This window comes from Dyella sp. 333MFSha, from assembly GCF_900102405.1.
Classification (GTDB): Bacteria; Pseudomonadota; Gammaproteobacteria; order Xanthomonadales; family Rhodanobacteraceae; genus Luteibacter; species Luteibacter mycovicinus.
The window spans coordinates 816694-841797 of record NZ_FNBR01000002.1 but is presented as its reverse complement, the minus strand read 5'-3'; the positions used below and the strand labels follow the sequence as shown (position 1 = coordinate 841797).

Annotated in this window: 23 protein-coding genes, 1 tRNA gene and 2 pseudogenes; 19 read left to right on the top strand and 7 right to left on the bottom strand. The window is 60.7% G+C overall.

The genetic code is table 11. The features are described from left to right. Window positions 1–149 precede the first annotated feature (149 nt). The 4 genes from BLT40_RS11130 to BLT40_RS11115 all read left to right on the top strand — a co-directional run bounded on the left by BLT40_RS11130 (window position 150) and on the right by BLT40_RS11115 (window position 2765). Complete coding sequence (locus tag BLT40_RS11130; RefSeq protein ID WP_090353897.1) at window positions 150–998, top strand: alpha/beta fold hydrolase; 849 nt, start codon at window positions 150–152, stop codon at window positions 996–998. Window positions 999–1065: 67 nt separating this feature from the next. Then, entirely contained in the window at window positions 1066–1596 is a 531-nt protein-coding gene (locus BLT40_RS11125; protein WP_090353057.1) for a VOC family protein, read from the top strand. A gap of 68 nt (window positions 1597–1664) precedes the next feature. Then, entirely contained in the window at window positions 1665–2417 is a 753-nt protein-coding gene (locus tag BLT40_RS11120) for an SDR family oxidoreductase (protein WP_090353055.1), read from the top strand. Window positions 2418–2462: 45 nt separating this feature from the next. Further along, a complete protein-coding gene (locus BLT40_RS11115; RefSeq protein WP_090353052.1) occupies window positions 2463–2765 on the top strand; it encodes an EthD family reductase in 303 nt (100 codons plus the stop codon). 33 nt (window positions 2766–2798) lie between these two features. Here BLT40_RS11115 and BLT40_RS11110 read toward each other — a convergent pair whose 3' ends face one another. Next, the gene (locus BLT40_RS11110; protein WP_090353049.1) at window positions 2799–3665 is read right to left on the bottom strand and encodes a LysR family transcriptional regulator; all 867 of its coding nucleotides are present in this window, start codon (window positions 3663–3665) and stop codon (window positions 2799–2801) included. Window positions 3666–4467: 802 nt separating this feature from the next. Here BLT40_RS11110 and BLT40_RS11105 point away from each other — a divergent pair. Then, window positions 4468–4773 carry a hypothetical protein gene (locus tag BLT40_RS11105; RefSeq protein WP_090353046.1) on the top strand — a complete coding sequence of 102 codons (306 nt, stop codon included), beginning with the start codon at window positions 4468–4470 and terminating at the stop codon, window positions 4771–4773. Here the strand turns inward: BLT40_RS11105 and BLT40_RS20620 are convergent. Continuing rightward, window positions 4770–4904 (bottom strand): hypothetical protein, encoded by a 135-nt coding sequence (locus BLT40_RS20620; protein ID WP_255363997.1) that lies wholly within the window; start codon window positions 4902–4904, stop codon window positions 4770–4772. The genes BLT40_RS11105 and BLT40_RS20620 overlap by 4 nt on opposite strands. A gap of 124 nt (window positions 4905–5028) precedes the next feature. Here BLT40_RS20620 and BLT40_RS11100 point away from each other — a divergent pair, with 124 nt between their 5' ends. From BLT40_RS11100 to BLT40_RS11080, 5 genes are all read left to right on the top strand, one after another. Continuing rightward, the gene (locus BLT40_RS11100) at window positions 5029–9894 is read left to right on the top strand and encodes a hypothetical protein (protein WP_090353042.1); all 4866 of its coding nucleotides are present in this window, start codon (window positions 5029–5031) and stop codon (window positions 9892–9894) included. A 17-nt stretch (window positions 9895–9911) separates the two neighbouring features. Then, window positions 9912–10940, top strand: a complete 1029-nt coding sequence (locus BLT40_RS11095; RefSeq protein WP_176167784.1) for an RHS repeat-associated core domain-containing protein — start codon at window positions 9912–9914, stop codon at window positions 10938–10940. A gap of 6 nt (window positions 10941–10946) precedes the next feature. Further along, complete coding sequence (locus BLT40_RS11090) at window positions 10947–11573, top strand: DUF416 family protein (protein ID WP_079521305.1); 627 nt, start codon at window positions 10947–10949, stop codon at window positions 11571–11573. A gap of 468 nt (window positions 11574–12041) precedes the next feature. Further along, complete coding sequence (locus tag BLT40_RS11085) at window positions 12042–12488, top strand: hypothetical protein (RefSeq protein ID WP_079521306.1); 447 nt, start codon at window positions 12042–12044, stop codon at window positions 12486–12488. Window positions 12489–12739: 251 nt separating this feature from the next. Continuing rightward, window positions 12740–13204, top strand: coding sequence for a DUF4265 domain-containing protein (locus BLT40_RS11080; RefSeq protein ID WP_079521307.1), 465 nt, complete (start codon window positions 12740–12742; stop codon window positions 13202–13204). Window positions 13205–13358: 154 nt separating this feature from the next. On the opposite strand, the pseudogene BLT40_RS11075 reads toward BLT40_RS11080, so the two are convergent. Beyond that, a pseudogene (locus tag BLT40_RS11075) lies at window positions 13359–14439 on the bottom strand (IS3 family transposase). A gap of 270 nt (window positions 14440–14709) precedes the next feature. Between BLT40_RS11075 and BLT40_RS11070 the strand changes: the two are divergent. The 5 genes and pseudogenes from BLT40_RS11070 to BLT40_RS11040 form a co-directional block, all read left to right on the top strand. Further along, a complete protein-coding gene (locus BLT40_RS11070) occupies window positions 14710–15318 on the top strand; it encodes a DUF416 family protein (protein ID WP_090353039.1) in 609 nt (202 codons plus the stop codon). A 21-nt stretch (window positions 15319–15339) separates the two neighbouring features. Further along, window positions 15340–15969 (top strand): hypothetical protein, encoded by a 630-nt coding sequence (locus BLT40_RS11065; protein WP_079521312.1) that lies wholly within the window; start codon window positions 15340–15342, stop codon window positions 15967–15969. Between the two features lie 548 nt (window positions 15970–16517). Beyond that, a complete protein-coding gene (locus BLT40_RS11055) occupies window positions 16518–16841 on the top strand; it encodes a hypothetical protein (protein ID WP_090353033.1) in 324 nt (107 codons plus the stop codon). 429 nt (window positions 16842–17270) lie between these two features. After that, entirely contained in the window at window positions 17271–17849 is a 579-nt protein-coding gene (locus BLT40_RS11045) for a hypothetical protein (RefSeq protein WP_090353029.1), read from the top strand. 133 nt (window positions 17850–17982) lie between these two features. Next, window positions 17983–18252 (top strand): annotated as a pseudogene (locus tag BLT40_RS11040) (transposase); the annotation flags it as partial. 65 nt (window positions 18253–18317) lie between these two features. Here the strand turns inward: BLT40_RS11040 and BLT40_RS11035 are convergent. Continuing rightward, window positions 18318–19202 (bottom strand): LysR family transcriptional regulator, encoded by an 885-nt coding sequence (locus BLT40_RS11035; RefSeq protein WP_090353026.1) that lies wholly within the window; start codon window positions 19200–19202, stop codon window positions 18318–18320. Between the two features lie 79 nt (window positions 19203–19281). Between BLT40_RS11035 and BLT40_RS11030 the strand changes: the two genes are divergently transcribed. Both BLT40_RS11030 and BLT40_RS11025 read left to right on the top strand, forming a co-directional pair. Further along, window positions 19282–19992 carry an SDR family NAD(P)-dependent oxidoreductase gene (locus BLT40_RS11030; RefSeq protein WP_090353024.1) on the top strand — a complete coding sequence of 237 codons (711 nt, stop codon included), beginning with the start codon at window positions 19282–19284 and terminating at the stop codon, window positions 19990–19992. Window positions 19993–20038: 46 nt separating this feature from the next. After that, a complete protein-coding gene (locus BLT40_RS11025) occupies window positions 20039–20284 on the top strand; it encodes a tautomerase family protein (protein ID WP_090353021.1) in 246 nt (81 codons plus the stop codon). Window positions 20285–20547: 263 nt separating this feature from the next. On the opposite strand, the gene BLT40_RS11020 is transcribed toward BLT40_RS11025, so the two are convergent. Continuing rightward, window positions 20548–20623 (bottom strand) — tRNA-Ile (locus BLT40_RS11020). Window positions 20624–20687: 64 nt separating this feature from the next. Continuing rightward, complete coding sequence (locus BLT40_RS11015; RefSeq protein ID WP_090353019.1) at window positions 20688–21242, bottom strand: hypothetical protein; 555 nt, start codon at window positions 21240–21242, stop codon at window positions 20688–20690. A 277-nt stretch (window positions 21243–21519) separates the two neighbouring features. Between BLT40_RS11015 and BLT40_RS11010 the strand changes: the two genes are divergently transcribed. Both BLT40_RS11010 and BLT40_RS11005 read left to right on the top strand, forming a co-directional pair. Beyond that, window positions 21520–22809 (top strand): type II toxin-antitoxin system HipA family toxin, encoded by a 1290-nt coding sequence (locus BLT40_RS11010; RefSeq protein WP_090353016.1) that lies wholly within the window; start codon window positions 21520–21522, stop codon window positions 22807–22809. Between the two features lie 2 nt (window positions 22810–22811). Continuing rightward, window positions 22812–23117, top strand: a complete 306-nt coding sequence (locus tag BLT40_RS11005; RefSeq protein WP_090353013.1) for a helix-turn-helix domain-containing protein — start codon at window positions 22812–22814, stop codon at window positions 23115–23117. A gap of 108 nt (window positions 23118–23225) precedes the next feature. On the opposite strand, the gene rpoD is transcribed toward BLT40_RS11005, so the two are convergent. After that, on the bottom strand, window positions 23226–25091 hold the full coding sequence (gene rpoD, locus BLT40_RS11000) for an RNA polymerase sigma factor RpoD (RefSeq protein ID WP_036109469.1): 1866 nt from the start codon (window positions 25089–25091) through the stop codon (window positions 23226–23228). Window positions 25092–25104: the final 13 nt, after the last annotated feature.

Below are 25104 nucleotides of genomic sequence, written 5' to 3'. Positions count from 1 at the left end.
CGCCGTCGTTCGCTGTATCCGCCCCGAACATATCTGCACATTCAATGCGCAGCTTTGTCAGTGCTCGAAGCAAACGCCTCTTGGTAGCTTAAAAGGCATCGGCGCGATCCGCCGGTGCAAGCCAAGGCCATTCTTCGATGAAGTTCGACATGCATCCGACCGTAGCGGGCTTCAGCCAGCAGCTGATGGCGGTAAACGGCATCAGGATCCATGCCGTTACCGGCGGCAAAGGTCCGCCCGTCCTTCTCCTGCACGGCTGGCCTGAAACCTGGTGGGAGTGGCATCACGTGATGCCGTTACTCGCCGGGCATCTCAGCGTCGTCGCTATCGATTTGCGCGGCGCGGGCTTTTCCGATTGCCCGCTCGATGGCTACGACAAGGCGACGATGGCACGCGACGCACACGAGGTCATGCGTTCCCTCGGCCATGAGCGCTACGCGGTATGCGGGCACGATATAGGCGGCATGGTCGCGCTGGCGCAAGCGGCGTTGTTCCGGGATGCGGTCAGTCATCTCGCGGTGCTCGACGTTCCCCTCCCGGGTTGGAGTGAGTGGGAGGAGACCACCGCAAGGCTCTGGCACTTCTCGTTCCATATGAATCGCGATCTGCCGGAACGGATGATCCATGGCCGGGAATACGATTACGTCGCGGCCTTCATGGCGGAGCGTTTTTACGACCACAGCAGCTTCAATCCGATCGATATCGATATCTTCGCGAAAGCCATGGCGCTTCCCGGGCGCACACGCGGCGGTATGGAGTGGTACCGAACGCTCGCTGGCGATCACGCCGCTGCGCTGGAGTACAAAACGCAACCGCTCGACATGCCGGTTCTTGCCCTGGGCGGCGACCGGCGGTTCGGACCGCGCATGGTGTCGATGCTGAAAGAGTTCGCGACGAACGTAACGGGCGGCTCGATCGAGAGGTGTGGTCACTATGTCGCCGATGAGCAGCCCGGGGAGGTTGCCGCGGCGCTGCTCGGTTTTCTCGAAGCCACGTGATCCCTGGAAAGTACGCCAGCGAGTCCTTTCCTCACTCTTCCAACTCTGATCTCAAACGGAAACCATCATGTCCGCTCCTGAAATTCGCGGCGTCAATCACGTCGGTATCACCGTCCCGGATATCGAGGCAGCGAAAGCCTTCCTCATGGAGGCGTTCGGTGCCGAGCTTCTGTATCAGTCCTTCGGTCCGCACGATCCGCCGCGACAAGGCCCCGAGTTCGAGCGGGCAGTGGGCGCCTATCCCGGCACCGTCGTCCGGGCTCAGGCGATGATGAAGATCGGGAGCGGCCCCGATATCGAACTGTTCGAGATGCATGGGCCGGAGCAGGCGCAGCCCATCCGCGCGAGCGACTTCGGTATCACGCATTTCGCGCTGTACACCGACGATATCGACGCCTCCGTGGCGCGCTTCGAGAACGCGGGCGGCAAGCCGCTTACCGCACCGCGCCCCATTCCCTATGCGACCGAGAGAGGCCCAGGCAACAAGGTCTGCTATTGCCAGATGCCCTGGGGTACGACGATGGAATTCATCACCACACCGGACCGCATGCCTTACCACGATCAGACCGATCTTCGCCGGTGGCAGGACGAGGGTTGAGCGATGCGAGAAGGTAGGAGAGACATGATCTTCCCGCGACAAAGCGATTGCCCACAGGAGACCTTGCCATGACCGATTCATCTCTTCCCCTGGCCGGTAGACGTGCCCTCGTTACTGGTGCCGCACGCGGCATCGGCGCGGCTATCGCGAAGAAACTGGCCGCCGATGGCGCAGACGTCGCGATCACCTACGAGAAGTCGATGGAGAAGGCCGAGGCCATCGTCGCCGACATGCGCGCCCTGGGCCGCCGTGCCCTAGCCATCCAGGCCGACGCGGCAAATCCGGAGGCCTCGATCACGGCGGTCGAACGCGCCGTGGCCGATCTGGGTGGTCTCGATATCCTCGTCAATAACGCTGGCGTCCTCGTCGCGGGCCCTTTTACTGACCAGTCCCTCGAGGACATGGACCTGCTGCTCAACGTCAATGTGCGCGGCGTTTTCGTAACCACCCAGGCGGCGCTAAAACACATCCCGGACGGCGGGCGTATCATCACGATCGGAAGCAATGCGGGATTGACCGTCCCATTTGCGGGCATCGCGGTCTACGCGGCAACCAAGTCCGCGATGGAAAGCTTTACCCGCGGTCTCGCCCGCGAGCTCGGCGCTCGTGCCATCACCGTCAATCTGGTTCGTCCGGGTCCCATCGACACCGATATGAACCCTGCCGATGGCTCTCTCGCCGCGTCCATTCTCCCGAGCCTTTCCATTCCCCGCTACGGGAAGACCGATGAGGTCGCCGAAGCCGTTGCCTTCCTCGCGGGTCCAGGGGCTGCCTACGTCACAGGCTCGGGCATTCTCGTCGACGGCGGCATCGCCGCATGAGCTCTCGCCCCTTTTCGAGGGCGGCAAAAACACAGGTGAAAGACGATGACGAAGATGATGGTGATCTGCACGGGTGATGCCGGGACGCGCTTCGACCGGGACTACTACGCCAACGAGCACCTCCCGTTGGCCAGGGCGTGCTGGGGCGAGCACGGGCTTCAATCGGCGGAAGCATTCTTCCCGTACGCCGAGGGCGGAAACTGGATCTCGATCGGCGTCTACACATTTTCGTCGGAGCAGGGTGTACACGACGCCCTGGCAAGCCCGAAAACCCGGCAAGTGATGGATGACGTGAAGAACTTCACCGATTCGACCGTGGTGCTTCGTAGTCTCTTCAGGGAGTTCTGAACGCGAAGCGTAAGACAGGTCAACCGGGGTGCGTCATGAGGCCTGATCGGGGGTCGAGAGCATGGCGTCCGCGATCTCGATCAACGCGCGAAGCCTGTCCATCCGCTTGAGATCCTGGTGGTATCCCACCCACACGTCCCGGCTGGGCGGCGCCTCACCGGCATCGACGCGCAGCAAACCCGCCGTCGCGTCGCCCAGCGGGCGTGGGAGGACCGCCAGACCCGCGCCCCGGAGGCACATCTGCGCCTGCACCGACCGACTGGTGCTGCCGAATGCGAGGCGAGCGCCGGGAAATCGGTCGCGCATCCATGCAACATCAGGAAAGTGCGACTGTGCTTCATTCATGACGATCAGGCCGACGGATGCAGGATCGTCGGCCATTTGCTTCAACGTCGCGGGCGATCCGTAAAGTCCGTAGGGCATGCTCATCAGGCGACGCTGAACCACGTCCGGTTCGGTAAACGGCACGATGCGAAAAGCGATGTCCACATCGCGACGAGCGAGATCCGACAAACGGTATCCCGCGATGACCTCGGGAACCACGGCGGGATGCTGGCCGATCAGTGCCATGAACACCGGCGCGAGCACGTAAGCCGCGAACCAGTCGGCACATCCAATGCGCAGAATGCCCTCCAGTCGTTCGTGGTTTCCCAGGAGACGGCGCTCCATGGACAGCGCGGACTGCTCCATCGCCTCGGCGGCACTTACGATGCCATCGCCGGCATCGGTCAGGACAAGTCCGTCGGAGGTGCGCCGGAACAAGGCTTGCCCCGCCTCGTCTTCAAGCACCTTGATCCGCCGCCCGATCGTAGGGTGACTTACCCCGAGACGACGTGCCGCCTCACCGTAGGAGCCGCTTCTGAGCACGGCAAGGAATATGCGGACGTCGCTCCATTCCATGCGCGTGCCTCAGTCGGGAAGAGGGCGAAATATGCAGCAGGCCGGGGCTGTCGGCAAGCGGGACATGTCTGGGATTCTTACTGAACGTGGCACGCCCTCGATGGAGGCATTCGGGACTGCCGACGTGAAAAAGGGAGATGGGACTCGAACTTGCCTAATGCCAAGTGGCGCTCAGAGCCGATGGCAGGTGAGGGTGCGGAGGCGTAAGTTAAACGCTCCGTGCAAGAAGCTTGCGGCGATATTCAGAGTTACATCAAGTGCTATCGCCCTTGTCGAGGCGTTTCGATTGCCTTCTGCGACCAGCAAAACTTGAACGCGGTGAATAGACCGACGCTTTCAGAACGAACCAGGTGAGCTTTTGGTTCCTTTGAAAGCCGCGGTGCTCTGTCAGGGTGGCTCAGGCAAGTCTTGACGCGTTGAACCGATAGCGCTGTGATCTTCATTGCATCCCGAGGCGCGCAGATCGCCGCGTCTGCGACTGACGATCGATAGGCAACCGTTCCCTTCGTTCGCATTCCCGCCTGCACCCGGTGCCGTACTCAGCAGAAGAGTCGCGACTTGTAGGTGTCGTCCACCGCGTTGTGTAGGCGAAACCCTACAGCCACTAGGAAAGTACGAAGCAACCCACTGTACTGCAAACGTTTTGCACCGACGCTGATGGCTTTCACTCGCTCTTGACATAGACGAACACGCTTGTACTCGTCCCGAATTGATTTCTAAAGTCGGACGCTCGATCGGGGGCCACTGGCTGGGGAAAGCGATGCAAGGGACGAATCAGGGGTGGACGCGCCATGCGCGTCCGATGATGCGCGGGCTGTGGATAGTCATGCTCTTGTGCGTGGCGGGCGTGCCTGCCGTTGCGCTCGGCCAGACCACCGCCAAGCCTGAGGATGAGTACAAAAAGCTCATCAAGGTCAACGAAGACATCCAGCCGCTGGGTGACACGCCGTTCGGCGAACGCATCGGGTTGCAAGACGGCTCGCTGAGCTTCAGCCAGACCGACGTCTCCCTGTCAGGCACCGGACCTGCCTTGACCGTCGGGCGCACGTTCGCGCTTCACGGCGTGGAAGATCGCCCCGATCTTCAGGCGCGCGCTTTCGGCGACTAGGATATCGAACTACCCCAGATCTTCACGGTCACGGCGGACCAGAACAACGTCACCGGATGGCAGGTCGCGGCGAGCAATCCCAACGCGATCTGCTCGAGCTTCGGACCACCGCCGAGCGTTGCCGCCCCCACGGGCGATTCGGAGCGTGCCGACTGGGAGCCAAAGACCTGGTGGCAGGGCTACCAACTGCGCATCCCGGGTCAGGGCAACCAGGATCTGCTGACGCGGTCTGCGGCGAACACGGCCACGCCTGGCGTGGCGGGGCTCGCTTACCCCATCGTGACCCGTGCCAACTGGGCGGTGGGCTGTTTGCCGCAGGCGGCTAACGATGCATCCATCGAAGGCTTCCTGGCCGTGTCACCGGATGGCACCAAGTATTGGCTGGACCACATCGCCTATCGATACATGCCGTCGTTGACGCGTCCGCTCGGTTCCGGCCCGGAGACGTTTGCCGGGATCCACATCTTTGCGTCCGCCGAGGACTTCATCACCCGCCGCGAAGGCCGGATGCTTGTGACCCGCATCGAAGACCGCTTCGGTAATTCGGTTTCTTACACCTACAGCGGGGATGATGTCACCGACATCGCTGCGTCGGACGGTCGCCATGTCACCCTCACGTACGAGACCGATCCGGACACCGGGGCCAGCAGCCATCGTGTCAGCACGATCACCGTTCAGGGCGGCGATGCGGGCACGCGGACGTGGACCTATAGTTATGTGAAGTCGACCGCGAATCTGGTCTACACGCTGACCTCGGTGCAGCAACCGGACGGGAGTAGCTGGGGGTATAACCTCGACCCGCTCAATGGCGCATGGATCGATTCTCGTACGTCCGGAGGTACCTGCGGCGCGATTGGCGTGCCGGGCAACATGGACAGTCCGCCGATCACCGCCACGGTGACGCACCCCTCGGGCCTGGCAGCGAGCTACACCGTCGCGCCGCTCAAACGTGGGCGCTCGTATGTGCCCCAAGAGTGCATGTCCGGGCCCAACGTGCCTGCCACGCCCAATTATCCGGGCACCTGGGCCGCCATCCCCAACGCGTCCTACAACATGGCCATCACGCAGCGGGTGCTGACCGGCACGGGCCTGCCGCCGAATGGGTTGGGGTGGAGCTACAGCTACTCGGCGGCCAACGAGAGTTGGGCACAAGACTGCACGACGGTGGCCTGCGCCACGACCGTGTCTACCGATGTGGCATATCCCGATGGTCATGTGGAGCGCAGCACCTTCTCCAACCGGTACGACTGGACGGAGAGCCAGCTGCTCAAAGAAGAGGTCTTCGACGGCGACACGACCACCGCCTTGCGCCGCACGACCGCGTACAGCTATGTGAACCCCGATGCGACACAGGACGCGCGGGCAGCCGCCTACGTTCACCCCTGGGGTTATGCGCCTCAGCAGCGCATCAACACGGCTCAGGTGCAAGAGCAACTGCCGATGACGACGCGACAGACCACGGTAGACCCCGCAGCCAACGCGACGCCCGACATTTACCTCTGGAATGTCACCGCTTTTGATGCCTTTGCGCGACCGCAGGATGTGACCCGATCCAACAACTTCGGCTACAGCGTCAGTGAGCGGTCGACCGCCACGGATAACACCGCCTTGTGGGTGCTCGGGCTTCCCTCGCAGACAGACAACCTGACGAGCGGCGAGACAGTCAGCAAGACTGTCTATGACCCAGGCACCGCGACACCGGTCGAACGCGACAGCTTTGGCGTGAAGGTCATGGACTACACGTTCGACGCGCAAGGCCAGCTCGCCAGCTTCACCGATGGCAATGGAAAGACCACCACGTTGGGCGGCTACGTCCGCGGCATTCCCACCGCCATTGGCTACCCCGACAGCACCAGCCAGACGGTGGCTGTCGATGGATTGGGGCAGATCGCCGCAATCACCGATCAGGCCGGTTCCACGACAAGTTATGGTTACGACGCCATCGGGCGCATTGCACGTGTGGATTACCCGGCGGGCGACAGCACCGCATGGGCGCCTAAGACCTACGCGTATGTGTTTTCCGCCGATGCGCGCGGGCTGGGCGGCAGCCATTGGGTTCGCACGATTACGCAGGGTAGCCTGAGTCAGCGGACCGACTTCGACGTTCTCCTGCGTCCCGTCCTGGCGACAAGGTCCGATGCCACCACCGGTGCCCTGGCGGTCTCGTCGAGCACCGAATACGACTGGGCTGGACGCAAGACGTTCGAGTCATATCCCCAGTCGGGCACGCTCGACCTTGGTGCGCTGGTACAGGGCACCCGAACCGCCTACGACGTGTTGGGGCGTCCGGTGACCACCACCCAGTTTTCCGAACTGAACAATCTGGTGTCTACGACGGCCTACCCGGCCGGTGGGGCGCGCACCGTAACCGACCCGAAGGGCAATGTGACGACCAGTCACTTCCAGGTGTTTGACCAGCCGGGCTTCGACAACGTGGTGAAGGTGGAAGCGCCGGAAAGCGTCACCCAAACGATCACTCGCGATATCTACGGCAACGTGCTGGCAGTCGTGCAAGGCGATCTCACCCGGACCATGGCCTACGACGGACAGCATCGGGTGTGCCGCTCTTGGGAGCCGGAGACCGGGAGCACGATGACCGCCTACGATGCGGCGGATAACGTGGTGTGGACCGCGGCGGGTCAGCCCTTCAACGGGGACGGTTGTGGCTACGATCAGGTCGCGGACTCGGCAAAGACGGTCAGTGCCTACGACGCGATGAATCGCGTCACCTCGGTCACCTATCCGGATGGCGCGCTGGCGACCACCTTCACCTACGACGCGCTCGGTAAGCTTGCATCGGCCGTCTCGGCCAGCGCCGGAAGCAACGCCAATGCCACCGGTTCGGCATCGTGGGCATACGGTCGCAACAAGCTTGGGCTACTGACGGCCGAGGTGCTCTCGGTGGACGGTTGGTCGTGGACCCTGGGCTATGGCTACGACGGCAACGGAAGCCTGGCGAGCACGCAATATCCCGATGGCACCACCGTTGCGGCCACGCCGAACGCGCTGGGTCAGCCGACGACGGCAGGTGCGTATGCGACGGGCGCGACCTATTTTGCCAACGGAGAGCTGCAAGCGGCGACGCTGGGCAACGGCGCGGTCTATTCCGCCGAACAAAACGATCGCAAGCTCCTGCTGAATTTCAGTTTTGGCTCTGCCGCTCAGCCGGCGGTGAGCGAAGACATGACGTACGACGCCGTGGGGAACATCGTCGGCATCACCGACCAGTCGGGGTCGGATCAACGCACGCGCACCATGACCTACGATGGTCTGAGTCGCTTGATGTCGGTCACCGCCCACAATCTTTGGGGAACGGAAAGCTACACCTACGATACCCTCAACAACATCCGCAGCCTGACCGACAGCAACGGCACGAACACCTACACCTACGACGCGAACAATCGCCTGGCCTCGATCAGCAACAATGGGTCGACGGTGCACAGTTTCACCTACGACGCCCAGGGCAATACGACCAAGAAAGACACGCAGGCGATGACCTTCGACCTGGCCAATCGACTGCTGTCCGTCGACGGAAAGGGCGACTATCTCTATGACGCGTCGGGCCACCGGGTGAAGGCGGTAACGCCTCAAGGTACGACGTACTCCGCCTACAACAGCGCAGGGCAGCTGATGTGGCAATACGACAACGCGACCACGGCGGGCACCAGTTTTGTCTATCTGGGCAAGAAGCTGGTGGCCAGCCGCAAAGCTGCCACCTCGGTCATCCTCGGGACCATCGAAGGCGTAAGCACCGGCACCGACGCAGTCATCACGGGATGGGCATGCGCCAGCGGACTGGCCGCGTCGGTGGATGTGCACCTTTACGTCGGCGGTCCGGCCGGTTCCGGCACGGGTATCGGTGCGTTCACCGCCAACCTGGATAGTGAGGAGACGATCCAGGCCGATTGCCACTCGACCGGCACCAAGCATCGCTTCAGCATCCCGCTCACAGAAGAGCAGCGCGGCGAGTACGCGGGCGAGGCCATCTACGTCCACGGCATCTCGCCCGTCGGCGGTGAGAACACGCTGCTCTCAGGGTCGGGTTCCTTCGTGGTGCCGCCGTCGACGCTGGCCCCCGGCGCGCCCGCTACCGTCACGGCGGCCGCGGCTCAGGACCTGTCGAGTATCGCCGTGAGCTGGTCGGCCGCGAGCCATGCGACCAGCTACACGGTCGAGCAGTCGGTCAACAGTGGCGCCTGGGCCACGCTTTACACCGGCGCGTCCACCAGCACGACCGTCAGCGGCCCGGCGGACGGCAGTTATCAATTCCGTGTGGCAGCGTGTAATGCGAACGGTTGCAGCACGCCCACCGTTTCCTCGACGGCGACGGTCGCGCATGTGCCGCCAACGCCAGCGAGCATCACGGCACCGGGCAGTTCGACAGGCGCCGTGGCGCTGAGCTGGGCCGCCTCCAGCTATGCCACCTCGTATCAGCTCTACCATACTCAAGACGGTAATCTGGTGTTGGCTTACGAAGGACCTGCCACGTCAGCGACGATCACGGAGGGGGCGTCGGGTAACTGGTATTACCGGGTCCGCGCATGCAACGGTAACGGATGCAGCGGTTATGCCGAGAGCGGCGTGGTTGTCGTGACCGTACCACCCTCATCGGCCCCTTCGATCGCGGGCGGTGGTACCACCAATAGCGGTGCCTACACCATCTCGTGGACTGGCGTGGGTGGAGCGACGTCCTACAACCTGATCGAGTCCGTGAACGGAGGCGGCTGGACCGGCGTGCAGAACAATGGCGCCACCAGCTGGTCCACCAGCGGCCGGGGGGATGGCACCTATGTCTACCAGGTGCAGGCGTGCAACGGCGGCGGATGCGGCCCCTATAGCGGGCAGGCCGTCGTCACCGTCTCCAATATCCCGCCGGCTCCTCCCGGGCCCACGTTCACGAACACCTACCATGGCACCAAGGTGACGGTGCTGGTCAAGTGGGTCGCCCAACCCTATGCCACACGCTACGAGCTGCTCGAGAACAATCAACTGGTCTACAACGGACCCGACCTGTCGTTCAGCTCGCTGCACGACAAGACCGTCAGCATCACCTACATGGTCCGGGCCTGCAACGCCGTGGGCTGCTCGGCTTACAGCCCCGCGCGGAGTGTGACGCCATGACGATCAGGAGTGCCTCCATGGAAACCGTCTCTCTGACCACTGTCCGTTCATCACGCCGGCGAGGTCCGAACTGGATCACAGCGGCGATGCTGCTCCTGGCACTTCTGTTCGCCGCCTCGGGATCGGCGCGCGCTGCCGAGACCGTGACCTACTACTACACCAGCCCGCAGGGCACGGTGCTGGCCACGGCCGACAGTGCGGGAAATGTTCTCAGCACCGCGGACTATCGGCCTTACGGCACGCAAGCATTAGGCACACCCGAGAAGGGGCCTGGCTACAGCGGCCACGTGAACGATGTCGATACTGGCTTGGTGTATATGCAGGCCCGATACTACGATCCGGAAACCGGGCGATTTCTATCTGTAGATCCCAAAGACATCGAAGCTGGGGATATCGTCTCGTTTGCTCGGTTTAGCTATGGCGGACTAAATCCGGCTACCAACATCGATCCAGACGGACGACAGACCTTGCCCGCTTCCGTCTATCAGGTTGACTGGCAGAACCCACAGACGCGCGAAGCAGCGGCGCAATATGCTCTCAACATGGTACCCGGCTACGGGCTTTACTCATGCATATCGTCAGGATGCTCCAGCGGTGGCTGGATCGTAGCAGTGGCTTCGACTGGGGTCTCCGCAGTTGGCGCTGTGGGAAAGATCGGATCGATGGCGCGGGTCGCACAGGCCGCATCACAGGTTCAGCGTCTCCAGGCTGCAGTTAAGGAGGTGCACGGCGCCTTGGACCCGGTCGCACAGACACGTCGAGCAACGGCAGGTGCGCTCCTGAGTGACGGGCGCATGGTTTTTGCGGGAGGTACTCGTGATTTGGGACCAGCCCAGCGAAGTGTGGTAGAGAGCCTTGGGGGTGATATTGCTCAAAGTTCAGGAGGTCTGCATGCTGAACAGAAAATATTGCAATATGCTGAGGCTGCGGGCGTTGACGTAAGATCTATTTCGACAGAAGGTAATCGAGCCATTTGTTCGATGTGCCAGAGTGAAATCACGCAACGGTCAGGCACCCTCGTCGACAGCCACAATGCTTCATGGTGATCCCTTATGCCTAATCGCTTTGACAAGCTGAACGATCTGCGCTTGCTTGAGGACCTTCCTCTCTGCAGTCGGGTTGCGGTGGCTGCGGCAGCGCTAGAGCGAATGAGTACGGGCTACGCCATTTGGTCACCCGAGGTGGAGCATACGCCCGTTGGGCGGATCCTGGACGATGTTTGGGCCTACGTGGCAGCGGGAAAAGATCTTCCCGATGCAGCCACAATGGAAGGCTTTTATCCCTCCCAGGAAGCGGCTGTGACATTGGAATCGCCTTATGCAGAATCCTTCATAGAAGCGCTTCAGCTTTTGGCGCTCTTCGCGTCCACCCAAGATGTCATGCGGCTGGTTGAGGTTCGTCAGGCAGCATACAACATGGCGGACAATGCCGCCGGCGATGTGCTTGTGCGGTACAACGATCCGCAGTTCAACTACCGGCTCACGTCAGAGACCGAACAATTGATGTCTAATCATCCTTGGGTGGACCGTGAGTTGGAGGCGCAGGACGCGGATGTACTCGCGGCAAAGCGGACGCCCGATTTTGATCGATTGGTAGATCAGCTCCGTGCGCGAGCCCGGGCTCATCCCGTGGTCTCCATGAGCGACTTTGACAAGATACGGGCGTTTCAAGCTGGATAGGCCCTACGGATTTGCGTCCTCCAGTGTGCCGCGAGCATCAACACCGCGAGTGGCGTAAGCGAAGCGGCATGCGACAGCCTCGCGATAAAAACTGGTGCTCTCCAGTGCGCATAGGGCTTCTAGGGTGGGAGGAGGAGGCCCCACGAGAATCCACGGGCGAATTCAGATGACCACTGAGTCTCTCAAGGTTTCTGATACTAAAGAACTGATCGCGCTCCAACGAGCACTGTTGGAGGCGCGATACGGCGAGACTCCCAACGATCCCACGGTCTCAGCGAGCAAAAGTGCACCGATATCACCCTTTGGAGCACTTAAATGAATGCTTCTAACGCACAGGTCTGGTCTCCAGAACACAGTCCGTGGGTAAGGCGATGAGCAAGCAGCCGTCGTTGACGTCGAAGGCATGCGCGAGTTGTACGATAGTGTCGGATTATCTTCGCGTAGTGACAGGGTCACCTTGAGACTGTGATGAGCATCATTCCTGACGAAAGCGTGGCGTCAATCGTGCGGTGGGCCGAGAGCAGACCGTGTGGTGTTGAATCGCCAACCGATATGCGTTCGCTTCCGTTGATCGCTTGCCATCTATGTCGCACGATCAACGATTTCCTGACCGACGATCAGCGACTTGCACTGACAGCCGCACTTCAATATCTAAGTGTGGGCGAGACGGTAGAGGCAGACCGTTGGATTAGTTGCCTTGCTCAGCGTGTGGGGCGGCCGTATCCGCCGCACGTGATCCAGAAAGAGGTCGCGATCGAGCGGCTATTATGGATCGCGCTAAATCGGGCGACAAATCTGTCTGGCTATGCGTTGGACTTTACGCTTGGCGTGGCCGAGCAGGCGGGCGTATCTCTAGGGGACATGTCGAATGCAGTGCAGAGGATGGTTTACCAACGAGACGATTCTGCGCGTTAGTTGAGGCTCATCGATCGCTGGTGGCCGGCGGCTTAGACCGGTGCCCAATGAATGCGATAGCGATCGGTAAGCGCATGGTCTCTCTCTGACGGTCGAGCTTGCTCCATAAGTTTACTGCCTGTGCAATCTGCTGATGCACAGCCGCCCGCTTGCCTTTGACGCGCGCGGAGTCTGGAGCGGGAGAGTATCCAAAGAACCCGCCCCCTGGATATGAGGGCGATTGGCCCGTCCGCATTGGACAGAGTGAATTCATGAAATACCGAGACGGTGACTATGTTGCGATCCACGCTGATCCCATCTGGCGCGATCAATCCAACTTCGTATTTCGCGTACCTCTGGAAAGCCAAGATGGGCGGCAGCGTTGGGAGCAGCTCTGGGGGAAGAAAATCACGGAGACCCGATTCTCCCTGTGCTGCATCCCGTTCTTCGTTTATGACCTCGCGCTGGGAGACGAGGTAGAGGTGGACGGCCAACGCAAAATCTTGAAAGTCCACCCCTCGGGTCACCTGACTTTCCGTCTTTGGTTCGGCGATCGATCCATAGGCAGTCAGGATAAGGCACTTCACGCGATCGCCGAGTCCAACGTGCTGATGGAACGGTCGTCGGAGCATCTTCTCGCCATCAGCGTCAGGGCAGATGAAGCACAATCCGTGGCGAATGCGCTACAGCAGCTGGAGGATGAAGGCATGCTGAGCTACGAAACCGGGCAGACCTAGGCGTGATGCTGCGATGAATGAAGTCGGGGCGTTTCTAACGCTCGTGGGCGGGATTGTGGGATCGTTTATTGCAACCGGATCCTGGCCCACCCACTGAAGTAGGTGGGTCGACGCCCCCCCCGGCTTCAGTAGCGGTCCGATCTTGAGTCCAGAATTACTGTAACTGTTTTGCATAGGCGGCGGGCGTCAGCCCGCCAAGACTGTCATGCGGTATCTCGCGGTTGTAGTCGGCCAGCCAAAGCTCCGCTTGCTCGCGCACTTCGGTCAGGTTCCGGAAGACATGCATGTCGAGAACACCACGCCGAAAGCTTCCGTTGAAGCGCTCGATGAAGCCGTCTGCATGGGCCTTCCGGGCTCGACTAAGTCGAGCTTGATGCCTTTGCGTTCTGCCCACTCTGCGAGCGCCATGGCGACGAATTCCAGGCCATTGTCCAGACGAAGCTTTGATGGGTAGCCGCGCCATGCAGCCATGCGCTCGAGCGTGCTAACGACGCGCGATGCAGGCAAATTGAGATCGATTTCCACGGCGAGTGCTTCGCGGCTGAAGTCATCAATGACGTTGAACGTTCGGAAGCAGCGGCCGTGCCAGAGCACGTCAGACATAAAGTCGACCGACCAGCTGCCATTGATCGCTTCGCCAGCAAGCAACGGTAGCGGTTGGCGCGTCGGAACACGCCTCTTGCCGCGTCGGCGGCGATTCAACTGCATCAGGCAATACACGCGCCATACCCTCTTATGGTTCCACGGCAGGCCGCGCCGACGGATGATCTGGAATAGCTTGTCAAAGCCGCGCTCGGGAAATCGCTCAGCCAACTCCGCCAAGAGCGCGATGACAGGTTCGTCGCGGTCAGGGCGAGCCTTGTAACGCAGCGTGGACCGCGAAAAACCCAGTGCCTGACATGCCCGACGCTCGCTCCATCCGTGGTGTTCGACCAACCAGGCAACGAGCGGGCGCTTATGCGCCGGGTCTACAGCTTTTTTGCAATGAGATCCTTAAGCCCGTGGTTCTCTATCGCCAAATCTGCGTACATGCGTTTGAGCTTGTTATGCTCTGCTTCCAAGTCGCGCAGGCGATGAACGTCCGACGCTTCCATGCCGCCGTACTTCGATTTCCAGGTCTAATAGGTCGCCTCGGAAATGCCCAGCTCCCGGCAGGTGTCCTTGACCTGCCCGCCGCCTTCGACCTGCTTCAGCGCTGCAACGATCTGGCTCTCGCTGAATTTGCTCTTGCGCATCGTAGGTCTCCTTGGGGATATTTCGCCCGGAGACCTCGGTTTATGTCTGGCGTAAGTTTACGGTGGGTCGACAGGGGCAGGTTTACGGAAAAAGCGTTCCGAGGATGCATGCTGAAGTCAATGGCATGAACGCGGCGAGGGAGATGGGACTGACTCCAACGGGTACCGCTGCCAGCCGCCCTATTTGCCCATCATGCGTGCAAACTCTAGATCGTGAGGGAATCGATACGCTGTCACCCCTTAAATAACGAAACCCGCCTTGGAAGTCTGATGGACTACGATATTGCGCAGTTTGAAGAGAAATTGATCGAGCTTAGCGATCTGGAGCGACTTGGCTTCGGGATCTGTTTGCTGGAGCGCGCGTTACCCATGTTCTACGCGTTCCAGGCGGAGACGAATCATGCTGGCATGGGCGAAGTGATGGCTTCATTGGCGGCATGCTGGAAGACCATGGAGGAGGGCCGGTGGGGTGAGCCGGCCTTCCTGACCAGTAATGAGTGTGAGAAGGTCATGCCGGATTCGGAGGATTATGATTCGTTCTATACCTCGGCGGCACTTGATGCTGTGGACATTTGCTGTAGCTTGCTCGACTTCATTCACGCGAAAGACATTACGTCGATCGTAGCGGCGACGCAGGTCCAGCTTGATACAATCAACTTGGCAACCCAGAGGTTGTTGGATGAGGATGGCGTGGGTGAAGATCATCGTTTAATTCAGGGGACCACCTCGCTGCTATCGCTCGAGTTGAATCGCATGCAAGACGATCTTTTCTTCCTTGCAGCGTCGAGCGCGCAGTCGGAGCCTCTTGCCTTTCAGCTTCGGCGGCGCGTCCTTGAGCTGAATTACCGGCAGATTGAGTTGATCCGCCGAGCTGAGTGAAATGCCACTTGGTGAAAACTCATGAGCATGCGATACGACAAAGAACACGACAGCACGACCCTTGCGCGACTTGCACGGAAAAAGCGCATTGCTGTCGCAGCGGCCGCTTTAGATCGGATGCGTGTCGGCTATTCCATTTGGGCACCTCAGGCGGGCGGCCGCCCGCCCATCGAAGACGTTCTGTCTGGCGTGTGGAAATTCGTCCTCGATGCTCATCCACTTCCGCCCATGGACGTGACAGAGCGGCTATACCCCTCGCCGATTGACGCTGTGACTTTGGAGTCCCCCTACGCCGAATCGTTCATAGAAGCACTGCAGTTGTTCACAGACTTCGCGAGCAGCGATGATGATAAACGCCTCGTTGAGATCCGACAGGCTGCCTATAACATGGCGTTCGACGCCGCAGGCGATGCAACCCTTCATTACAACGCGCCTGATTATGACGGCCGCATGACTCTAGAGCGGGAGCAACGCGTCATGTTCCACGCTTGGGTGTCACGCGAATTGGAAAGTCAATCGCTCGATGTTCAGGACGCAGTCGCCATCAGTCCGATAACCGACTTGGTTAACCGCCTGCGCAAGCGTGCTGTAGCGACGCCCGTAATCTCTTCCGACGACTTCGAAGCGATACGCGTTTTTCAAGCAGTGTAGGGTGGCGATAGCGGGCGGCGGCTGAACATCTGTCGTGCAGGCGACGTCCCAGGCCCGGCTGTAGGTTGAACGACGGCCACATGTGGCGGGTAGACAGCGCTCGGTGCTGCATGGACGATGATGGGACCAGAGTCGCTCAGCCAGGTCTGCGACAAAGGATGGTCCAACGTCAGTATTTGCGACAAGGTTGGCGCTGTAGCGTCGCTAGCGGCGGTTCTACGCACAGATCGCCGCGAAAGGACGGCGAGGTGAGGAAGCGGTGCGAAAGGTCGCGAACATCGGAGACAAGGTTGCGGTACAGATGGGAAGCGGGAAAACGCGATTCCCAGACGGGATCATCGAAAGCATCTCCCTCAGTGAGGTCAAGAATGTATCCCGGCAGGGCCTTACCTCTCAGATCCGTGACTATTTGCAGTTCTCCCGCGACAATAACCTTCGATTTGACTTATACACAAATGACGACACAAAAATTTCGGGGCCCTTGCAAGCGATTATTGACGCAGGCGACATCAACCATGTCCGTTTACCCATGAATTGAATTTGTAAGCATGCTCACAGAAGACGGTCGAAAAAAAAGAGCCAAGCAAGATGCCGAGATAGAAGCTCGCATTGCGGCTTTCAAAGTCGAGCAGGCTGCCCTTCTTCGCGAATTAGCGAACGTTGGCGTGCATGTCGATATCGTGAATCAACTACCTAACATGTCGACGGAGCAGTACGAACAAGCTCTCCCAATCCTCTTCGAGCATCTCCATCTACCCTATTCGGACGGAACCCTGGCCTCTCTCGCCCGCTCTCTGGCTACTAAGGAGGCGCGAAAATATTGGGACGAACTGGTCTTGTTATATCCACGCACGTACTCGGGGCGCTTCTAACGATCGTTGGCGGGATTGTTGGATCGTTTATTGCAACCGGATTCTGGCCCGCCCACTGAAGTCGGTGGGTGCCAAAGCGAAGGCAGCCCGCGAGCTTCCCATAGCATTGCCCAAAATTTCCTCGTGACAATCTGCCTCCAGGCGCTTCGGGACCCTGGGCAAGGTCGACGCCCCCTTCCTTCTTCGGTCGGACAACGGCTTGGCTTTCACCAGCCGAAAATACACCAGCCTGGACCGCAGCTATGGCTTGCAGCAAGCGTATGCTTTAACGGCCTGACCTGTGCAGGAAGCGGCGGGTCATTACATTAGCGTTCGAACAGGCGGCAAAGACGGTCCGTAGATTGACGTTCCAGCGAATGACTCCAAACCTCCGGAAATCATCCATTGTACCGAGGATAGCCAAATTCCTGACTAGCTGAAGCCAACGCCATGAAGAAATGGAAAAGGTTTTTTCCAGACCGTAGCCAAATCGAAACCCTTGGGACGTTAAAGGCGGGAGCCTATTTTATTAACCCCAGCGCTAATCCGGAGTGGGTGTCGGTCTATTTTCGAACCAAAAGCGGGGGATGGGTTGCGCTCACTTGGAACTACTTTGACATCGAGTTCAAATTTGAGACTTACGGTATTTCGATTGAACCTGTTCAGCGGGCTCCGGCGACGTTGGTCGAGGTAGGCAGCATCGGAGAGTTCGAGCAGATAGACTTTTACGCCAAGACAGAGTGGACGAGGCCGGCTGTTCTGGGAGAGGTACCATCCTACTTTGAGCAGATTATCGAGGCTGCCGGACGTCTGGACCAGGTGCCCGCCGATGCAATCTCTGTCGGCACATCTCTCTACGCAGTCGTGTTTCGTTCAATCGGCGGCGACTCAGACGTAATGATATGCATCGATGATGGCGAGAGGTTCAGTCTCAAAGCAATGACTGGACATCAGAGGATTACGCTTATCCTTCAGCATTGTGATGTGTTCAATTCGGTTGAGCTTCTCAGCTGGGAGCCCCCTGTTTAGTCCTGGATTCAATCGACTTCGTTACTGCATGTCACATTCGCCTGTCCCTAAGCGGGGCCTAGCGCCAGCATCAGTATCGGGAGCGCGTTCACTCGTGAAACTACCGACGGGAGGCACGGGGCCTGTCCAACGCGAATGCGCCGAGCACAAAGGGATCTTCCTGGATGTCATCGAGCCCGGTCGACCGATGCAGAACGGCTTCATCGAGCGTTTCAACGGCAGCCTTCGGCGGGGCGCACTCGATATGCACGTCTTTCGGAACCTGACGGAAGTGCGAGAGCAGGCAGAGCTCTTGCTAGCTGACTACAACCGCGAGATCTCACACGGCACTCTTGGCGGGCTGACGTCCGCCGAATTCAGGCATCAAAACGATCCGGCTGCCCCGGGTTATGGTTGGTGCTAACTAACGGGGGACGACATACCTAAGCCTGGCATTTGGCCACGAGCGCGGTCGATTCCAATCTTCAATTATCGAAAGAGATCGCGCGCCTGCTCGAACATGCTGACGATCTCGTCGGCGATGACTCGAATCGACGCGTCCTTGCGGTCGCGGCTGCGGGTCAGGAGATACACGTCCCTGGCAGCCGGTACCGATCCGAGATCGCAGATACGGAGCAGGGGTGTACTGCGGCCGATGTAGTGCGGGATGAGCGCCAGGCCCACGCCCGCCTGTGCAGCGATCGATTGCAGGAACTGGTCTTTCGCGCGGAACGCCACCCGCGCCCGGGGAAAGCGCTGCGACATCCATGCGGCCTGGGTGATATACCCGTCCGCTTCGTTGAAGCCAATCAACACCGGCTCGCCGCCGGCTTCGACCGAGCGACATGTCTCTTCGGTCCCATAGAACGCGTAACCCATGGTGGTCAGCGGGCGCGCAACGATGTCACCGTCCTTGGGTTTGTCGACCCGGATGGCGATATCCGCCTCGTGCCGTTCAAGGCTGACCGACCGCAGGGCAGGGGCAAGATCGATATCGAGCTGTGGATATCGCAACGCCAAAGGGGCAAGGCGCGAGGCGAGAAAGCCGGCTGACAAGCCTGGTGACGAGCTGATCCGGACCAGCCCGCTCGGCGACCCGTCGGCCAAGCCTCGCCTGAGGGTTTGCGCTGCCTGCTCCATGTCGCTGGCCGCCATAAGCGCCTGCGCGCCAGCCGCCGTAAGCACGTAGCCTTCCGGTCGCCGCTCGACGAGCTTTTCGCCCAGCGCCTGTTCCAGCGACTGCACCCTGCGCGCAACGGTCGCGTGATTGACCGAAAGCATCCGAGCCGTTGCGGAGAGACTGCCCTGCCGCGCCAGGGCCACGAAGACCCGGACATCCTGCCAATCCAGGTCTGTGCGTTTTTGCTCAGTCATTGATCGAAGATAGCTAATTTTCGAAGGAGCGACAGTGCCTTAAGTTCTGCCCATCCCGCAGGCAGAACGGAACACAGCCATGTCAAACACCAAGAAAGTAGCCATCGTCACCGGCGCGTCGCAGGGTATCGGCGAAGGCATCGTCAGAGGATTTCGAGCACGCGGTTACGCCGTGGTGGCCACGTCCCGCTCCATCAAGCCCTCGACCGATCCGGACCTTCTCACCGTGGCGGGTGACATCGGCGATCCGGAGACCGCAAGGCGCCTCGTTGCCGCTGCGCTGGACTCGTTCGGTCGCATCGACACCCTCGTGAACAACGCCGGGATCTTCATCGGTAAGCCGTTCGTCGATTACACCGAAGAAGATTATCGGCTGAAGCTGAAGACCAATCTCGACGGATTTTTCTTCACTACCCAGCAGGTCGTCCCCGTTATGCTGAAACAGGGCAGCGGCCATCTGGTACAGATCACGGCGTCAACGGCCGAATTCGCCAGCTCCCGGGGGCCCGCCTTCATCGCCATGCTTACCAAAGGCGGAATGAACTCCGCCACCAAGAGTCTCGCTATCGAGTACGCCACGCGCGGCATTCGGGTGAACGCCGTGGCGCCCGGAGTCATCCGTACACCCATGCACGATCCGAAGCTGGTCGATGAGCTGGCCGCATTCCACCCGATGAACAAGCTGGGCGAAGTCGAAGACATCGTCCGCGCGGTGCTTTACCTCGAAGACGCCGCCTTCTCGACAGGCGAAATCCTTCATGTCGACGGCGGCCTGATCGCCGGTCGCTGAGCAAACCATGGGGGCGTTTGGCGGCCCTTCATTCGGGAGAGTCGTAATGCCGATCGTGAACATTCTCGTGACCCGTGAGGGCACACGTCCTGGCGCAGAAAAAACCACTCAGGAGCAGAAGGCGGCCGTTTACAAAGGCATTGCCGACCTGCTGTTCGACGTTATGGGCAAGCCCCACGACGACACGATCGTTCTCTTTCAGGAGCACGAAATCGAAGATATCGGACAGAGCGGCTTGCCATTGGCGGATTTCCGCGCAAGGAGGGATCGCGCCCGACAGGTCATGTCCTGACAGCAGTCCGTCGCCTTCGTGCGCATGGCGATCTCCATACGTCACCGGTCTAGCATCCGCTCCGCCAAGGGACTCTTATCTACCAGACCGAAGTAGCGTGGCGGCCATTGCTTTCGGCGGTACTCGTCCGTGAACCGTTCGCCGGCAAGCGGGGCTTCGAGGCGATGCGCCTGGTGCGAAGGTGGCGGACGGCATCAGTCGAGGCGATGGCACCGCGAGAGGCGCCTCGACCGGGCGAATCAGCCATGGGCAGCTGAATCAAATGGTGGGCCCACCAGGACTCGAACCTGGAACCAAGGGATTATGAGTCCCCTGCTCTAACCATTGAGCTATAGGCCCACGCGGCTGCGAAGTGTAACGGTTGGCGCAGGGCATCGAAATGCCCATTCGCCTACAGCCCTTGTCAGTTCGACATCAGGACCGCTTCGATCTCGGGGTTCTGCTGGGCGAATGACTGGCCAGCGACCGCGTCGCTCACGTGGGCCGCGATATAGGCGCAGCCCTCGGCCACCGTGGTCTTGTGCAGTGCGCCGGCGAGGTCCTGCATCGACTGGCGAACCTTCTCCTCGAGCCGGCCACGGTTGGCGTCGGTCGCTGCCGCCATCTCGGCGGTGGAGAAGCCCGATGCCACCATGATCTTGTCGGCCCGCTCGTACTCGGCGTCGTGCTTGCGCTGGAACGCCTGCACGTAGGCGGAGAGGTCGACGCCCTCCGCACGGCATACGTCGCCCGTGGTGCGCCCGTTGAGCGTGTAGAAGCCGAGGAAGCGACCGGCGGCGAACCGCTTCTGGTCCGCGAGGGGGAGGCTTTTCAGGTCCTTGGCGATCGAGCTCGCTGGCGGCGGCGTCGCGGCCGCCGGCGCCGTCGGCGCGGCCTGCTGAGGCGTGGCGTAACCGGCGGCCGAGGCGGTCATCAGCAGAACCCAGGCCATCGCGGAGGTGGAGCGGTAGTACGACATGCGGGAATTCCTTGGTCCCCGGACGGGGCGTTGTTCCATTAGACAGCGGCAAGCGGCTTAGTGCACGGCGGCCAGTTCCCACGTATGCGGAAACAGCTCACGGAGGCATTTTCCCGGAGACTACGTCGGGCCTTTTTGGAAATGGTGCGAGATCTTAAGAAATCGCGGGACGCAATCTGTCATCGCAGCCGGAGCCGGCACATCCTCCAATACTTGCACGCGAAAGTATCATGTATATATGTGTCTAGCTGCATTTATATGATACAAGAGTGTCTATATGTTGGGCGTCGTAAATCTTGAGGTGTACTTCGGCGGCGCCTGGCGCGTCGCTGCATCCGTGCGTCTACTGGATAAGGCCATCCTCGGCTGGGAGTCGCCCACTGACCTGGCTTACGCGTTAGCCCATGTCATCGACTACGACGGTCGCATCGACGCAGCGGCGCTGAGCGTAAATCTGCCGGTGTCGCTTGAGTCCATGCGCGGACCGACCTGGCCACCTTTCCTTGTCGACCTCCTCCCACAAGGCTTCGGCCGACAGGAGCTTCTGCGTCAACTAGATCTGCCTGAGACGACAGGTGCCTCGGCCGACTGGCGACTTCTGTTGGCTGGCGCGGGCAACCCCATCGGTAACCTTCGCGTTCGCGAAGCGGCCGACCGACTGGCGGAGCACACGGTGCACGACCATCAGGGATTCACCGAAGACGAGATCGTGGAGCGCGGCGAGGCGTTCAACGAGCATCTCGCGCGACACGGTCTGTTTGTCGCCGGCTCGTCAGGCGTGCAAGGCGAATGGCCGAAGATTCTTCTCGCGCAGGGGCGTGATGGCCTGTACTACCTGGATCACGCGCTTCCCGATGCGGAGGTGGCATCCCATTGGCTGGTGAAGTTCGCGCGTGGTCCGAATGCGGCGCTTGCCACCATCCTCCGTCTTGAGGCGCCTTACATGGAGTTGGCGCGTCATCTCGGTCTGAATGTCCATGGGGCCATGCGCGGCGGTCCACGTACGCTGTTCATTCCACGCTTCGATCGAAGCGTCACGGCCGACGGCGTCCTTCGTCATGCGCAGGAGAGTCTCGCGTCCCTGTGCGGCCTGGCGGGGTTTGGACTGGCGCCATCGCACAACGCGGCGCTACGCAGTCTTGCGCAGGTCTGCACTCACCGCGAGCGCGATGTGATCGAGTATGTGCGTCGGGACATCGCCAATATCGCGCTTGGCAATAAAGATAACCACGCACGCAATACAGCAATCCAGCGTCGCGCGGATGGCTACATCGGCCTCACGCCGCTGTTCGATTTCGTGCCAACGATGCTGCACCCCGACGGCATTGCGCGGCGTATGCGCTGGGAGAAAGACGATGAAGGCTATCCGCGTTGGGCGAGCGTGGTGCGTCAGGTCATCGAGGCTACCGGCATCGACGAGGTCGCGTTGGTTCGTGCTCTCGGCTCCATGATCGAGCCGCTGCGTAGCCTGCGGCAGCGTGCGCTGGACGTTGGCGTGGACGAGACAATCATGGACATGCAGCGCGCCAGCATCGACGGCATCGTGGCGCAGCTGGAGGCACTCTGATCATGGATAAGCGCTTCAAGCCACTGACGACGTTCGAAGAGTTCGACGTGCGGCGTGCTCTGCTGGATGACATCGATGCCAATCCGGGTCGCCCCATTCCCGAGGTCGTTAGGCTGGTGCGCACGACGCTGCGCCTCACCATTGCGGAGTACGCGAAGCTCTGCGGCGTGTCCGCGCGAGGGCTTCAGGATATCGAGCGTGGTATCAAAAGTCCGACGCTGGATACGGTGGCGAAGTTGCTTCGGCCGATGGGGTTGCGCGCGGGGGTCGTGACTCGGGAGCGGGCGGAGGGGAGGGGTGAAGGGTGAGGGGTTCCCATCGCCAGCGGGGCTGGCTCCTACCAGAGCAGGTTCCTGGCGGGACATAAGAAAACGCCCGCGTAAGCGGGCGTTTTCGCATCTAACGGTAACCCGATATCAGTCGATATCGAGGAACGAGCGCAGGGTTTCCGAGCGGCTCGGGTGACGCAGCTTGCGCAGGGCCTTGGCTTCTATCTGGCGGATGCGCTCGCGGGTGACGTCGAACTGCTTGCCGACTTCTTCCAGCGTGTGATCCGTGTTCATGTCGATGCCGAAGCGCATGCGCAGAACCTTGGCTTCACGCGGGGTGAGGCCGGCCAGCACGTCGCGCACGGTTTCCATGAGACCCGTTTCCGTCGCCGACTCGATGGGCGAGCTGGCGTTGGTGTCTTCGATGAAGTCGCCCAGATGCGAATCTTCGTCGTCGCCGATCGGGGTTTCCATGGAGATCGGTTCCTTCGCGATCTTCAGGACCTTGCGGATCTTGTCTTCCGGCATCTCCATTTCCTTGGCCAGTTCTTCCGGCGTCGGCTCGCGGCCGAACTGCTGGAGCATCTGGCGGGAGATGCGGTTGAGCTTGTTGATCGTTTCGATCATGTGCACCGGAATACGGATGGTGCGGGCCTGATCGGCGATCGAGCGGGTGATGGCCTGACGGATCCACCAGGTGGCGTACGTCGAGAACTTGTAGCCGCGACGGTATTCGAACTTGTCCACCGCCTTCATCAGGCCGATGTTGCCTTCCTGGATAAGGTCGAGGAACTGCAGGCCGCGGTTGGTGTACTTCTTCGCGATGGAGATGACGAGACGCAGGTTGGCCTCGACCATTTCCTTCTTGGCGCGGCGGGCCTTGGCCTCACCGACGGACATCGCGCGGTTGATTTCCTTGATGTCGGTCAGCGGCAGGTAAAGCGTGCGCTCGATGGCGGCCAGCTTCTCCTGTTCGCCGTCGATGACTTCGCGGTAGTTCTTGATGTTCGGCGACCACTTCTGACGCTTGCGCGACAGCTCTGCGGCCCACTCGAGGTTGCCTTCGTTCGACGGGAAGCTCTTGAGGAACTCGGCGCGCGGCATCTTCACCTGCTTGACGAAGATGTCCATGAGGATCCGCTCGTGGTGACGGATGTCGTTGACCACTTCGCGCAGCTTGCGCACGAAGCTGTCGATCAGCGCCGACGGGAGCTTGAGGTTGAGGAAGGCTTCCGACATCTGCTCGCGGATCTTCGCGACCTTCTTGTCGGCGATCTCGGCCTTGGGCGCGGTCTTCTGGAACTTGGCGTGCAGCGAGCGCAGTTCTTCCATGCGGCGCTTCACTTCCTCGGGATCCGGGCCGGTCGGGCCCGCTTCCTCTTCCTCGGCACCCTCGACGCCGTCTTCCTCGTCGTCGTCGCCCTCGGTGTCGCCGGCGGCTTCAGCGGCCTCGGCGGCTTCGGCCTTGGCCTGGTCGGCGGCTTCCTCGAGGTCGGCGAAGCCGGCCAGGATCTCGCTCAGGCGACGCTTGCCCTCGACGTGCTGATCGTATTCCTCGAGCAGCAGCTGGATGGTCAGCGGAAAGCTGGCCAGCGCGGTCTGGACCTGGCTGAGGCCTTCTTCGATGCGCTTGGCGATGGCGATTTCGCCTTCGCGGGTGAGCAGCTCGACCGTGCCCATCTCGCGCATGTACATGCGGACGGGGTCGGTGGTGCGGCCCACCTCGGCGTCGACGGCGGACAGCAGCGCCACGGCTTCTTCAGCGGCCGATTCGTCGTCGGTGCTTGTGCCGGGGGCGGCGCCATCGGAGATGGTGTCGGTGTCGGGCGCGGAATCATGGACCTCGATGCCGACGCCCTTGAGCACCGCCATGATGTCTTCGATCTGCTCCGGATCGACGATGTCGTCGGGCAGGTGGTCGTTGATTTCCGCGTAGGTCAGGTAGCCCTGCTCCAAGCCCTTGGAGATGAGCTGTTTGATTTCAGACTGCTGCTCGTGAGCTTTGTTAGTCATGCCGACCGCCGCG

What these genes read in the sequence shown, in the direction of transcription:
- BLT40_RS11015 (WP_090353019.1), bottom strand. Translation starts at nt 21,242, where the DNA reads ATGTCGTACTACCGCTCCACCTCCGCGATGGCCTGGGTTCTGCTGATG.
- BLT40_RS11090 (WP_079521305.1), top strand. Translation starts at nt 10,947, where the DNA reads ATGCCTAATCGCTTTGACAAGCTGAACGATCTGCGCTTGCTTGAGGAC.
- BLT40_RS11005 (WP_090353013.1), top strand. Translation starts at nt 22,812, where the DNA reads ATGGATAAGCGCTTCAAGCCACTGACGACGTTCGAAGAGTTCGACGTG.
- BLT40_RS11055 (WP_090353033.1), top strand. Translation starts at nt 16,518, where the DNA reads ATGCTCACAGAAGACGGTCGAAAAAAAAGAGCCAAGCAAGATGCCGAG.
- BLT40_RS11010 (WP_090353016.1), top strand. Translation starts at nt 21,520, where the DNA reads ATGTTGGGCGTCGTAAATCTTGAGGTGTACTTCGGCGGCGCCTGGCGC.
- BLT40_RS11030 (WP_090353024.1), top strand. Translation starts at nt 19,282, where the DNA reads ATGTCAAACACCAAGAAAGTAGCCATCGTCACCGGCGCGTCGCAGGGT.
- BLT40_RS11130 (WP_090353897.1), top strand. Translation starts at nt 150, where the DNA reads ATGCATCCGACCGTAGCGGGCTTCAGCCAGCAGCTGATGGCGGTAAAC.
- BLT40_RS11125 (WP_090353057.1), top strand. Translation starts at nt 1,066, where the DNA reads ATGTCCGCTCCTGAAATTCGCGGCGTCAATCACGTCGGTATCACCGTC.
- BLT40_RS11045 (WP_090353029.1), top strand. Translation starts at nt 17,271, where the DNA reads ATGAAGAAATGGAAAAGGTTTTTTCCAGACCGTAGCCAAATCGAAACC.
- rpoD (WP_036109469.1), bottom strand. Translation starts at nt 25,091, where the DNA reads ATGACTAACAAAGCTCACGAGCAGCAGTCTGAAATCAAACAGCTCATC.
- BLT40_RS11120 (WP_090353055.1), top strand. Translation starts at nt 1,665, where the DNA reads ATGACCGATTCATCTCTTCCCCTGGCCGGTAGACGTGCCCTCGTTACT.
- BLT40_RS11065 (WP_079521312.1), top strand. Translation starts at nt 15,340, where the DNA reads ATGAGCATGCGATACGACAAAGAACACGACAGCACGACCCTTGCGCGA.
- BLT40_RS11085 (WP_079521306.1), top strand. Translation starts at nt 12,042, where the DNA reads ATGAGCATCATTCCTGACGAAAGCGTGGCGTCAATCGTGCGGTGGGCC.
- BLT40_RS11105 (WP_090353046.1), top strand. Translation starts at nt 4,468, where the DNA reads ATGATGCGCGGGCTGTGGATAGTCATGCTCTTGTGCGTGGCGGGCGTG.
- BLT40_RS11110 (WP_090353049.1), bottom strand. Translation starts at nt 3,665, where the DNA reads ATGGAATGGAGCGACGTCCGCATATTCCTTGCCGTGCTCAGAAGCGGC.
- BLT40_RS11095 (WP_176167784.1), top strand. Translation starts at nt 9,912, where the DNA reads ATGGAAACCGTCTCTCTGACCACTGTCCGTTCATCACGCCGGCGAGGT.
- BLT40_RS11070 (WP_090353039.1), top strand. Translation starts at nt 14,710, where the DNA reads ATGGACTACGATATTGCGCAGTTTGAAGAGAAATTGATCGAGCTTAGC.
- BLT40_RS11080 (WP_079521307.1), top strand. Translation starts at nt 12,740, where the DNA reads ATGAAATACCGAGACGGTGACTATGTTGCGATCCACGCTGATCCCATC.
- BLT40_RS11115 (WP_090353052.1), top strand. Translation starts at nt 2,463, where the DNA reads ATGACGAAGATGATGGTGATCTGCACGGGTGATGCCGGGACGCGCTTC.
- BLT40_RS11025 (WP_090353021.1), top strand. Translation starts at nt 20,039, where the DNA reads ATGCCGATCGTGAACATTCTCGTGACCCGTGAGGGCACACGTCCTGGC.
- BLT40_RS11035 (WP_090353026.1), bottom strand. Translation starts at nt 19,202, where the DNA reads ATGACTGAGCAAAAACGCACAGACCTGGATTGGCAGGATGTCCGGGTC.